The following is an 11,651-nucleotide window of genomic DNA, read 5'->3' as shown; positions in this document are numbered from 1 at the left end:
CTGATGCGTACGAGTGGCGCACCCTGCTCAGGAGTGGTGCCAGGCGAGGCATGATGAAGGTGCCGGGTCCTTACGCAGCAGGAGCGCGCCATGGACAACACAGAACCCAGCCGGTTCGAACACCTTTGGACGGTCGCCGACGTCTCGGAGTACCTCGGAGTCGCCGTCAAGACCCTGTACCAATGGCGGTGTCACGGTCTCGGCCCTCGCAGCTATCGCGTCGGCGGCTACCTCCGCTACCGGCCCGACGAGGTCCGCGCCTGGGTCGACGCCCAGGTCGTCACGACGTAGGCAACCGCAATGGCTCGCGAGCCTCTCCCCATCGGAACCTGGGGCCTGATCCGTGCTCACGAGGTCCCACACGCGAGTGGCCAACCGCGCCGATTCGTCGCGATGGCGTTGTTTCGAGACTTCGATGGCCGGACGCGCCGTGTCCAGGCGAGCGGACGTAGCTCAATCAAGGCGCGTCAGGCGCTTCAAGCCAAGCTCCAAGAACGCGCGACCGCACGGCCAAGCAGCGACTTCAACGGTCTGACGAAGTTCTCCGCCGCCGCTGAGCGGTGGATGGAAACGCTGCAGCTCATGGTCGCCGACGGTCGTCGATCTCCAGGCACGGTGGACACGTACGAACGGCAGCTCCGAAACCACGTGCTGCCTCCGCTCGGAGAACTGAGGTTGCGAGAGATCACCACGCCGCTCGTCGATCGCGTCATCGGGACCATCCGTACTGAGATCAGTCCATCGACCGCAAAGAGCGCCAAGAGTGTCATCTCTGGTGTCCTGGGATTCGCGGTCCGGTACGGCGCGCTCCAGTACAACCCCGTGCGAGAGATCGAACGCATTGAAGCCAAGCCACGGCGAGCACCGCGGGGCCTTACGAGTGACGAGCGAGTCGCGTTCTTCACTCAACTCACCGAGGATCCGATCGCGCGTCGAAAGGATCTCCCTGAGCTGGTCTTCTTCATGCTCGCCACAGGCGTTCGCATCGGTGAGGCCCTGGCGACGCTGTGGAGCGACGTGGACCTCGACGGTGGCGGTGTAAATATCACCAGCACAATCGTTCGGGTCCGAGGAAAGGGTCTCGTCCGCAAGGGAACCAAGAGCAGTGCGGGGGAGCGGACTCTCGCGCTCCCGATCAGCGCGATCGAGATGCTTCGCCAGAGATGCGCGACGGGCGCCACACCACCCCAGCCAGTCTTCCCGGACACGCTGGGCGGCTTCCGCGACCCCGCGAACGTTCGACGCGACCTGCGGAACGCACGCGGGCACGGCGACCTGAGCTGGGTGACGTCTCACGCCTTCCGGAAGACGGCGGCCACGATCCTCGATGAGGCAGCGTTGTCCGCGCGGCTCATCGCAGACCAGCTTGGCCATTCGCGTCCCTCGATGACTCAGGACGTCTACCTCGCGCGGCATCGGGTGGACTCCCAGGCCGCTGACGCGCTCGAGTCCGCGCTCCGCCAGAACCGTCCCGGCAGCCAAAAAGGGAGCAAAGAGGGAGGGAATGAAGAAGGCCAGAACCCCTAGGGGGTATCTGGCCTGCTTGTTTGTGCGCCATCAGGGACTCGAACCCCGAACCCAGTGATTAAGAGTCACTTGCTCTGCCAATTGAGCTAATGGCGCGTGGTGCCTCTGGACCGTCGTCCGAAGCAGTTGGAACTTTAGCAGGGCGATTCGGGAGTCCAAAATCGAGGGGTCACCTTGTGGTGGGGGTCACCCTGCGCGCCCATCCTCAGCCCAGCAGGAAGCCGAGCGCGACGGCGGCGGGCACCTTGGCGCCAGCGACGTACAGGTGTGACTTCCCGGGCATGACGACCGCGTGGCCGTCGGAGATCCCCTCGGCAGTAAGGCGGAAGAGGTCCTCCGAGTAGAACGGGTCCGACGTCCCGCCGATCACGAGGGTGGGTGCCTGGATGCGGCCGAGATGGGGCTCTGCGTCGAAGACGTCCTCCGCAGCGATCGTCGTCATCATGTCGGTCGGGTCGCTCTTCGACAGTCCACCGAGAAGCCAGCCGACGCCGCGTACGGGGTAGGTGAGGGGCCGCGGCGCGAGGGCCTCCATGAGTACGGCGGTGGCGGCGCGCGTGTCTCCCTCGCGGGTGAGGCGCAGCACCTCGGCCTGCATGTGCCGCCCGTGCGGCGAGAGCCGGCAGGCAGACGCGGCGACGACGAGTCGCTCGACGAGACCGGGGGAGTCGATCGCGAGCTGGAGCGCGACCGACCCGCCGGTCGAGGTGCCGTGCACGAGCGCACGCCCTCCGAGGTCGTGCTCGATCGCGTGCGCGTAGTCCGCGGCGATGTCCGACATCGTCGCTCCCGGAGCGAGGCCGGGTCGCCGATTCGTCACGTACACCGTGAAGTGCCGCGCGAACGGCACCGCCCACGACAGTGCCATCCGGCGGGCGACGCCGGTCGGGCTTGCGTGCTCGGGCGTGAGCCCGGAGGCGACGACCAGCGGCGGGCCCTCGCCCACCCGGAGGTAGGGCAGACCCGCGGTGAACCGGCCTTCGATCACCGCGTCCATCTGCTCAAGGTACGTCGGTCTGCAGGTTTTGACCGGCGGGGTCTCGATACGGGCTCGTTCCTCGCCCTACTCGACCAGCGAGGGGTGGTCTCGATCGCTTCGCGCCTCGACCAGCGAGGGGGGTCTCGATCGCTTCGCGCCTCGACCAGCGAGGGGTGGTCTCGATCGCTTCGCGCCTCGACCAGCGAGGGGTGGTCTCGATCGCTTCGCGCCTCGACCAGCGAGGGGTGGTCTCGATCGCTTCGCGCCTCGACCAGCGAGGGGTGGCGGCCTCGACCAGCGAGGGGTGGTCTCGATCAGCGAGGGGCGGTCAGGCTCCTTGTTCCTCCAGCGCCTCGGTGAGCAGCGCGACCAGAGCCTCGAGCTGGACGTCGGCCGACGCGTGCGTCTCCTCGGTCGAGCCGTCGAGTGCGGTGGCGGCGAGCTGCGCCTTGGAGTCGATCAGCTCGGCCACCTTCGCGTCGATCGTCTGCGCGCCGATGATGCGCCACGCGGTGACCGGCTCGTCCTGGCCGATGCGGTGGACGCGGTCGATCGCCTGCGTCTGCTCCGCGTCGGTCCACGACAGCTCGGCGAGCACGACGTTCGACGCGACCTGCAGGTTGACGCCGACGCCGGCTGCGGTCAGCGAGCACACGATGACGGCGACCTCAGGGTCGTTGACGAACGCGTCGATGTCGCGCTGCCGCTGGGTCGAGGTCTGGTCGCCGCGGATCGTCGAGTAGCGCAGGCCGCGCTTCGCGAGCGTCTCCTCAGCGACGTCCATGACGTCGAGGTGCTTCGCGAAGAACACGACCTTGCCGACGCTGCGGGCGAGCTGTGCCGTGTAGTCGGCGGCGAGCCCGGCCTTCGCGAGACCGATCCGGCGCATCATGCCGAACACGTTGCCGGTCTCGTTCGAGTCCTCCTCGCGCTCCCACTTGGCGACGAGGCGTACGAGCTCGTGGTCGATGCCGTCGACGACCTTGCCGGACTTGCGGGTCTCGAGCGCCGTCTCGTACCGCCTGACCATGCGACGAGCGAGCTCCTGCTCGGCGGCGCGGATCGAGCGGCCGGTCTCGTCGTCGAGCTCGACGGGGATGTCGGCGATCCGGCGGGCCGGGATGTCGGCGGCGACGTCGACCTTGCGGCGTCGCACGATGCCGAGGTCGACGACGCACTTGCGCGCCGCGGGGTAGAAGCCGGGCTCCCCGGGAGCGAGGCCGGTGTCCTCCAGCGCGCCCATCAGCTCCGGGAGGGGCTTGCGCTCGTCGATCCAGCCGAGGAACTGCCAGATCGCACGGAAGTCGTCGATGTCGTTGATCAGCGGCGTACCGGTCAGGGCCATCAGCAGCGGACGGACGGTGCGGGCCCGGATCCGCTCGGACAGCTCGAGGGCGTGCTGCGAGCGCTGCGACTTCCGGTTCTTGATGAAGTGCGCCTCGTCGACGACCATCCCGCGGAACCCGTGGTCGCCGAGCCATCCGACGTGCCGGTCGAGGACCTCGTAGTTGACGACGACGATGTCGGCGAACCCGTCGATGGTGTGGCCGTCGCCGTGGATGACCGTGGTGCTCCGGCGTGGCGTCCACAGCTCGGCCTCACGGGCCCAGTTGATCTTGACGACGTTCGGAGCGACGACCAGCAGCGGGTACGCGTTGGCGGCCTGCGCTGCCAGCAGCGCCTGCGCGGTCTTGCCGAGGCCCGGCTCGTCGGCGAGGAGGAACGTGCGGTGGCCGGCAGCGGCGGACGCGATCAGCTCGGCCTGGTGCGGCATGAGCTCCAGGTCGCCCGGAGCGCGCAAGGAGGACGGGTCGGGGAGCGGCATGCTCGACGCGGGCCCACCGTGCTCGAAGGAGCGGAGCAGCGGCTCGATCAGCTCCCAGTTGGCGAGGCGCCCGACGCTGGTACGGCGCGGGGCGGCCGCGGCGGAGAAGTCCGGGGTCAGGAACGGGTTCGCGAGTTGGCGCGAGGCCACCGACTGGGGCACCACCGCGCGCGGCGCGGCGGCCGCCGGCGTGTCCGTGGGCTCGGGTTCGGGCTCGTCCTCGACCTCGACGCCGGCGGCGACCAGCATCTCGCGCCGGAGCTTGGTCGCGGCGGGGGAGAGGACGGCGTCGTCGGCGAGCAGCGTGAACAGGGAAGGGTCCCGGGCAGCCGTCGTCGCGAGGATCGTGGCGATGCCGTCGAGGCGCTTGAGCTGCTCGGCGCGCCGGGCCTCGGGGATGGCGTCCACCTTCACGCGGGCGCGCTCCTCGCGGACCAGCATCGCGATCACCTGGAACGCCGTACGGGTCGACGCCGTCGCCGTGCCGCGCAGCACGGAGCGCTCGACCTCACGGACCGCCTGGGCGAGCAGCGGGAGGATGCCGACGTTGTCGGCGTCAGCGGTGCGGGCACGCTGCGGACGTCGCGGACCACCCTTGCGGCGGGGGTCCGGTCGACGCTTGGCCGGTTGAGCCAACGATCCTCCTCAGGATTCGTACGCTTGTCGCCGGGGCGAGGTGCACCGACGACGGCCTTCCGGAGACACCAGCGCGGCGCAGAGGATGTCAGCTCCCGACCTGCGCGGCCCCAGTGTGCGGTAGAGACCGCCGAGCGGCTGCTCATGACGGTGGAGGAGACGGCGAGTGCCGGTGTCCTCGACTGGCCTCTGGATGGCTGCGAGGTCGATGATACGCGCAGGTGCTGGTGATTTGCCGCAGGACGCGTGATCGCGGTCTGCAAGCGCCGTGGACACCCTGCCGTGGCGGTGTCATGTTGGAACGGTGACGCGCACCATCGACGCCGACTACCTCGTCGTCGGGGCGGGCGCGATGGGAATGGCCTTCACGGACGCCCTGACCGGCCACGCCGACGTGCGTGTCGCGCTCGTCGACCGCCGGCACGGTGTCGGCGGACACTGGCTCGAGGCGTACCCGTTCGTCCGTCTCCACCAGGCCTCCGCCTTCTACGGCGTCCCCTCGACCCTCCTCGGCGGCGGGCAGCTCCAGCAGAGCGGACCTGAGAAGGGCTTGCAGGAGCGGGCCACCCAGGCGGAGATCTGCGCCTACTACGCCGGGGTGCTGGACCAGCTGCTTGAGTCGGACAAGGTCGAGGTCTATCCGAACTGCGAGTACGTCGGCGACCGTACTGTCGTCTCGCGCATCTCCGGCGAGCGGTTCGAGGCGGGGGAGCGCTGCCGGGTGGTCGACGCCCGCTACCTCGCCCCGAGCATCCCTGCGGAGAAGGCTGCGCCGTTCGATGTCGACGGCGCCCGCGTCGTACCCGTCAACGATCTCGCCAGGCTGGAGGAGGCGCCGAGCCAGTACGTCGTCGTCGGGGCAGGCAAGACCGCGACCGACGCATGCATCTGGCTGCTGTCGCGCGGCGTCGACCCCGACGCGATCTGCTGGGTACGCCCCCGCGAGCCGTGGATGTTCAACCGGGCGCTGGTCCAACCCGATCCGGCCGTCTTCCTCGGCATGGTCGCCGGGATCATGCACGCGGCCGAGCAGGCGTCCTCGCTCGACGACCTCTTCCTCCGGATGGAGGACGAGGAGATCATGCTGCGGATCGACCGCTCGCTCACGCCGACGATGGCCAAGGCGCCGACGCTGGCCGCGTGGGAGCTCGACCAGCTTCGGACCATCGAGGACGTCGTCCGTCTCGGGCACATCCAGTCGGTCGGACGTGGACGGCTCACCTTCGCCGACGGATCCGTCGGAGTCGCCGAGGACGCGCTGGTCGTCCACTGTGCGGCGGACGGTCTGAAGTATCCGCCGCCCGTGCCCGTCTGGGGTCCGGACGAGATCACCCTGCAGCCGATCAGGGCAGGCTTCCCCTGCTTCGGCGCGGCCGTCACGGGGTACGTCGAGGCGACCCGCGACGACGACGCCGAGAAGAACCGGCTGTGCCCGCCGACGCCGTACGGCAACTCGCCGGCGGGGTGGGCGCGGATGATCGTCATGGGCACCCGGGCCGCCATGTCGTTCTCGGCTGAGCCCGACATCGTGGAGTGGGCGGACCAGGTGGCGCTCAACCCCTCGAGCAGCCCGAAGGGCACCCCGTCCGCGGCGTACGACGCCGCGCGCGAACGCATGGCCGCCCACGCGGCGCCGGGGCTCGCGAGGCTCGCCGAGCTCGCGTGACCGGTCGCGTCAGGTGACCGGCCCGTCAGACAGCCCGGCCCTCATGCTCCAGGATCGCCATCGCGGCGTTGTGGCCGCCGATGCCGCTGACCGCGCCGCCGCGCCGCGCGCCCGACCCACACACGAGAACGCGTGCGTGGCCGGTCTGGACACCCCAGCGCTCGGCCGGTGACTGACCGGGCTTCTCCACCCACGGCCACCGCAGGTCACCGTGGAAGATGTGGCCGCCGGGCATGGCGAGGTCCTGCTCGATGTCGGCGGGGGTCTTCACCTCGACGCACGGGTCGCCGTTCGCGTCGCGCGCGAGGACCGAGGCGATCGGCTCCTCGAGGTACGCGTCGATCGCCGCCTCGAACGCGCGCCAGCCCCGGTCCTTGGCAGCAGGCCCGGCGGCGTCGTACGGCCAGTGGATCCCGAAGTACGTGAGGGTCTGCGCGTCGCTCGCGGCGAGCTCCGGCCCGAGGATCGAGCGGTCGGTGAGCGTGTGGCAGTAGAGCTCTCCGCAGGCCACGTCCGGTGAGGGCACCGCGTACGCGCGCTGGAGGTCGCTGTAGGTCTCGCCGAGGTGGAAGGTGCCGGCGAACGCCGTCGCCGGGTCGATGCCGGACTTCAGCCGGGGGAGGCGGTCGACGAGCAGGTTGATCTTGAGCTGCGAGCCGCGGGGCTTGGTCGGCAGCGGGTCGTCGAGCAGTCCGGCGAGCACGTACGGCGCGACGCCCGACAGCATCCAGCGTGCCGCGACGGTGAGGCCGTCGGCGTGGACGGTGACGCCATCGAGGCCGGCGTCGACCGACGTGACCGTCACCCCCGTACGGATGTCCGCTCCGGCGGCCTCGGCGACGCGACGCAGTTCGTCGGTGACGGCACCCATCCCGCCGACCGGGACACGCCACTCGCCCGTCCCGTTGCCGATCAGGTGATAGAGGAAGCAGCGGTTCTGCAGCAGCGAGTCGTCGTCGAGCGACGCGTACGTGCCGATCAGCCCGTCGGTCGCGACGACGCCGCGGACGAGGTCGCTCGTGAACCGGCGCTCGACGGCCCGGCCGAGCGGGCGTGCGACGAGGTCCTCCCAAACGTGCTCGCCGACCTGGTCGCGGACCGACTGCGCGCTCGGCAGCGGCTGCAGCAGGCTCGGCGCGACGGCGAGGGCGAGCTCCTCCGCGTCGCCGTAGAACGCCCGCCACGCCTCGTACTCGCTGTCTGTCCCGGTCGCCTCACGGAACGATGCGACGGTCGGCCGGCCCTCGTGCGTCTCGACGAGCAGCCCGCCACCGTCGTACGGCGTGTAGGAGGCGGTGTCCCGCGAGCGCAGCTCGATCTGGAGCCCGAGCTCGGCGATGAGCTCGTCCGGCATGAGCGAGACCAGGTAGGAGTAGCGCGACAGTCTCGCGTCGACGCCGGCGAACGGACGCTCGCTGACGGCGGCGCCGCCCGTGTGGTCGAGGCGCTCCAGGAGGATCGTGCGCAGGCCGCTGCGGGCGAGGAGGGTCGCGGCGACGAGGCCGTTGTGGCCTCCGCCGACGATGACGACGTCGTGGGTCTCGCTCATGCCGGCCAGCCTAGGTCTCGATCGCTTTGCGCCTCGACCAGCGGTGCTTGCGCTTCGCGCCTCGACCAGCGGTGCTTGCGGATCGCGCCTCGACCAGCGGTGCTTGCGGATCGCGCCTCGACCAGCGGTGCTTGCGGATCGCGCCTCGACCAGCGGTGCTTGCGGATCGCGCCTCGACCAGTGGGGGAGGGTCGGGCGCTTGCGGAAAGTTTAATGCTCAACTAAAGTACGAATCACCGACTTCCTGGGAGGCCCCGATGCCCGCCGTCACCGTTCCCGACTGGACCGTTCTCCCTCGCGTGGTGTCCGTCCCCGCGCACGAGGGGCGCGAGGTCGTCTCGATCACCACTGCTCCGCAGGGCTACGAGGGCGAGGGCTTCCCTGTCCGCCGGGCGTTCGCCGGCGTCGACCTGCGCCACCTCGACCCGTTCATCCACATGGACCAGATGGGCGAGGTCGAGTACGCCCCGGGTGAGCCCAAGGGCACCCCGTGGCACCCGCACCGCGGGTTCGAGACGGTGACGTACATGCTCGACGGCGTCTTCGACCACTCCGACTCCCACGGCGGCGGAGGGTCGATCACCGACGGCGACACCCAGTGGATGACCGCCGGCAGCGGCCTCCTGCACATCGAGGCGCCGCCGGAGTGGCTCGTCGCCAAGGGCGGTCTGTTCCACGGGCTCCAGCTCTGGGTGAACCTGCCGAAGTCGATGAAGCTCGCCACCCCCCGCTACCAGGACCTGCGCAGCTCCGAGGTCGGGCTCGCGACGAGCTCCGACGCCGGCACGCTGATCCGCGTGATCGCCGGTGACGTCGACGGCGTCCAGGGTCCCGGCAGCACGCACACGCCGATGGCGATGGTCCACCTCACCGTCTCTCCGGGAGCCGAGGTGACGCTGCCGTGGCGTGCGGACTTCAACGCGCTCGTCTACGTCATGTCCGGAGACGGGTACGTCACCGGCTCGCGCCGCGCGCTGCGCTCCGGTCAGCTCGCCGTCCTCGGCTTCGGTGAGACGATCACCGTCGGTGCCGATCAACAGCAGGACTCCCGGCACCCCGCGATGGAGGTCGTCGTCCTCGGCGGGCTCCCGATCCGCGAGCCGATCGCGATGGCTGGTCCGTTCGTGATGAACACGCGTGCCGAGGTCCTTACGGCGTACGAGGACTACAGCAAGGGTCGGTTCGGGCAGATCCCCGCACAGGAGATGCCGCACGGCGACGTCGCTGGGTCCACGCCCGGCGCCTGACGCGCCGCCGGTCCTCGAGCCACACGATCCCCGTCGACGCCGCGAGGGTGGCGCCGAGCACGCTGACGGCACCCCACCCGCCGTGCACCCACGCGAGGGTGGTCGCCGCCGACCCGGCTGCGCCTCCGACGAAGAACGCCGTCATGAACGCGGCGTTCAGGCGGTTGCGCAGCGCGGGGTCGAGCGCATAGATCGCGTTCTGGTTGGCGTTGAGCAGCATCTGCTGAGCCACGACGAGCACGAGCACACCGAGCGTCAGCCAGGTGAACCCGGCGGCGCCCCCGCTGCCGCCGAGCGCGATCGCGCCCCACGCGACGGGGAGCGCGAGCGTCGACCCGCGCGTCACCGCACGTGCTCGGCCCGCGTCGACCAGCCGCCCCGCGACCGGTGTCGCGACGACCCCGGCGATCCCCATCAGGCCGAACGCCCCGATCGCGGCCTCCGACCAGCCGTACGCGCTCGCGAGCAGGAAGGTCGACGCCGTCCAGAAGGTGTTGAAGGAGGCGAGCGAGAGCGCGCCGACCAGCGCCCGGCGGCGCAGGACGGGTTGGGTCGCGAAGAGGCCGAGCGTGGACCGGATCAACGCCGGGTACGCGATCCCCGCCGGCGTGTGCATCGTCGGCAGGCGGTGCCACAACGCCACCGCGACGCCGGCCACGAGCACGCCGCACACGACGTACACCGAACGCCACCCCGCGAGCTGTGCCAGCGCCCCCGAGATCGGGCGCGACACGATGCTCCCGAGCAGGAGGCCGCTCATCACGACGCCGACGACCCGGCCGCGGTGCGCGGGGTCGGCGAGCGTCACCGCGAACGGCACCACCACCTGCGCCGCGACGGAGGTGAGTGCCGTGAGCGTCGTCGTGACCAGGAGGACGCGCCCGCTCGGTGCCAGCGACGACGCGACCAGCAGGGCAGCCGTCGCGCCGAGCAGCGACACCGCGAGGCGTCGCCTCTCCACCAGGTCGCCGAGCGGGACCACGAGCAGCAGCCCGACCGCGTACCCGATCTGCGCCGCCGTCACGATCGTCGCCGCGCTCGCGTCCGAGACTCCGAGGTCGGTCGCCAGCATGTCGAGCAGCGGCTGCGCGAGGTAGTTCGCCGAGACCGAGAGGCCGGTGGCGAGGGCCATCAGGAGAAGCAGCGGGCGGGTCATTCCTCCAGCGTGAACGGCTCTCGTCCATGAGTCCAACACATGATCATCACGCTAAACATGACCAGAAATGATGGATCGTGCGACGATGCCGGGATGGAGCTCCAGCAACTCCGGTACGTCGTCGCCGTCGCCGAGACCCGCAGCTTCACCCGGGCCGCGCAGCAGTGCCACGTGGTGCAGTCCGCGCTCAGCCACCAGGTCGCCAAGCTCGAGCGCGAGATCGGTGCGAGGCTCTTCGACCGTACGAGCCGGCGGGTCGACCTGTCCGCGGCGGGCGAGGCGTTCCTGCCGGCCGCACGCGAGGCCCTCGACGCCGCGGAACGCGCCCGCGCCGAGGCCGCCGCGGTCTCCGGGGTCGTCAGCGGGCGTCTCCGCCTCGGCGCGATCCCGACCGTGACGGCGTACGACCTGCCGAGCCTGCTTCGCGACTTCCGCGCCGCCCACCCGCGCGTCGACGTCTCGCTGCGCACAGACGGCAGCCAGGAGCTCGTCGCGCAGATCGCGACCGGCACCGTGGACATCGCCTTCCTCGGACTGCCGCCGGGGCGCGTGCCGCGAGGCGTACGCAGCCGGATCGCTGGGCGCGGCGAGCACGTCGCCGTCGTCGCGCCGGACCACCCTTTGGCGGACGAGCACCGAACCGACCTCGCGAGCCTTGCGCCGTACCCGTTCGTCGACTTCACCGCCGGGACGCCCGGTCGCCTCCAGGTCGACGAGGCGTTCGCCGCGGCCGGCGTCGAGCGCCACGTCGCCTTCGAGGTGACCACCGGCGACCTCGCGGCGGGGCTCGTGGCGCAGCGGCTCGGGATCGCGCTCCTCCCCGGCGCGTACGCGGCGACGCTCGCCGGCGTCCGTACGGTCGAGATCGCCGACGCACCCGTCCGCGAGGAGCACGTCGCGTGGAGCCGCCACCGTCCGTCGCCCGCGGCGGCGGCGTTCCTGGAGATGCTCGCCGCTTCCTCCGCAGGTTGAGCGAGCGAAGCGGCCCGCTGGTTGAGCGAGCGATGCTGCCCGCTGGTTGAGCGAGCGATGCTGCCCGCTGGTTGAGCGAGCGAAGCGGCACGCT

At 70.6% G+C, this 11,651-nt stretch carries 9 protein-coding genes and 1 tRNA gene; 5 read left to right on the top strand and 5 right to left on the bottom strand.

What is annotated here, in order from left to right:
• The first annotated feature begins 90 nt into the window (after positions 1-90).
• Together GH747_RS20045 and GH747_RS20040 are read left to right on the top strand one after the other, a co-directional pair.
• Positions 91-291 (top strand): helix-turn-helix transcriptional regulator, encoded by a 201-nt coding sequence (locus GH747_RS20045; RefSeq protein WP_149771422.1) that lies wholly within the window; start codon positions 91-93, stop codon positions 289-291.
• A gap of 9 nt (positions 292-300) precedes the next feature.
• Positions 301-1,527 (top strand): site-specific integrase, encoded by a 1,227-nt coding sequence (locus GH747_RS20040; RefSeq protein ID WP_149771421.1) that lies wholly within the window; start codon positions 301-303, stop codon positions 1,525-1,527.
• Positions 1,528-1,550: 23 nt separating this feature from the next.
• On the opposite strand, the gene GH747_RS20035 is transcribed toward GH747_RS20040, so the two are convergent.
• The 3 genes from GH747_RS20035 to GH747_RS20025 all read right to left on the bottom strand — a co-directional run bounded on the left by GH747_RS20035 (position 1,551) and on the right by GH747_RS20025 (position 4,967).
• Positions 1,551-1,623 (bottom strand) — tRNA-Lys (locus GH747_RS20035).
• Between the two features lie 109 nt (positions 1,624-1,732).
• Positions 1,733-2,524, bottom strand: coding sequence for an alpha/beta fold hydrolase (locus GH747_RS20030; protein WP_149771420.1), 792 nt, complete (start codon positions 2,522-2,524; stop codon positions 1,733-1,735).
• A gap of 310 nt (positions 2,525-2,834) precedes the next feature.
• Entirely contained in the window at positions 2,835-4,967 is a 2,133-nt protein-coding gene (locus tag GH747_RS20025) for a DEAD/DEAH box helicase (RefSeq protein WP_149771419.1), read from the bottom strand.
• A 304-nt stretch (positions 4,968-5,271) separates the two neighbouring features.
• Here GH747_RS20025 and GH747_RS20020 point away from each other — a divergent pair, with 304 nt between their 5' ends.
• Positions 5,272-6,633, top strand: coding sequence for an NAD(P)-binding protein (locus GH747_RS20020; protein ID WP_149771418.1), 1,362 nt, complete (start codon positions 5,272-5,274; stop codon positions 6,631-6,633).
• A gap of 25 nt (positions 6,634-6,658) precedes the next feature.
• On the opposite strand, the gene GH747_RS20015 is transcribed toward GH747_RS20020, so the two are convergent.
• Positions 6,659-8,182, bottom strand: a complete 1,524-nt coding sequence (locus GH747_RS20015) for a phytoene desaturase family protein (protein ID WP_149771417.1) — start codon at positions 8,180-8,182, stop codon at positions 6,659-6,661.
• A 257-nt stretch (positions 8,183-8,439) separates the two neighbouring features.
• Between GH747_RS20015 and GH747_RS20010 the strand changes: the two genes are divergently transcribed.
• Complete coding sequence (locus tag GH747_RS20010) at positions 8,440-9,429, top strand: pirin family protein (protein WP_149771416.1); 990 nt, start codon at positions 8,440-8,442, stop codon at positions 9,427-9,429.
• Here GH747_RS20010 and GH747_RS20005 read toward each other — a convergent pair.
• Entirely contained in the window at positions 9,332-10,585 is a 1,254-nt protein-coding gene (locus tag GH747_RS20005; RefSeq protein WP_149771415.1) for an MFS transporter, read from the bottom strand. The genes GH747_RS20010 and GH747_RS20005 overlap by 98 nt on opposite strands.
• A 93-nt stretch (positions 10,586-10,678) precedes the next feature.
• Here GH747_RS20005 and GH747_RS20000 point away from each other — a divergent pair, with 93 nt between their 5' ends.
• Complete coding sequence (locus GH747_RS20000; RefSeq protein ID WP_149771414.1) at positions 10,679-11,557, top strand: LysR substrate-binding domain-containing protein; 879 nt, start codon at positions 10,679-10,681, stop codon at positions 11,555-11,557.
• Positions 11,558-11,651 lie beyond the last annotated feature (94 nt).

It is taken from the genome of Mumia xiangluensis, assembly GCF_010994095.1.
Lineage (GTDB): Bacteria > Actinomycetota > Actinomycetes > Propionibacteriales > Nocardioidaceae > Mumia > Mumia xiangluensis.
The sequence above is the reverse complement of the archived record's forward strand: the minus strand, read 5'-3'. Positions and strand labels throughout refer to the sequence as shown.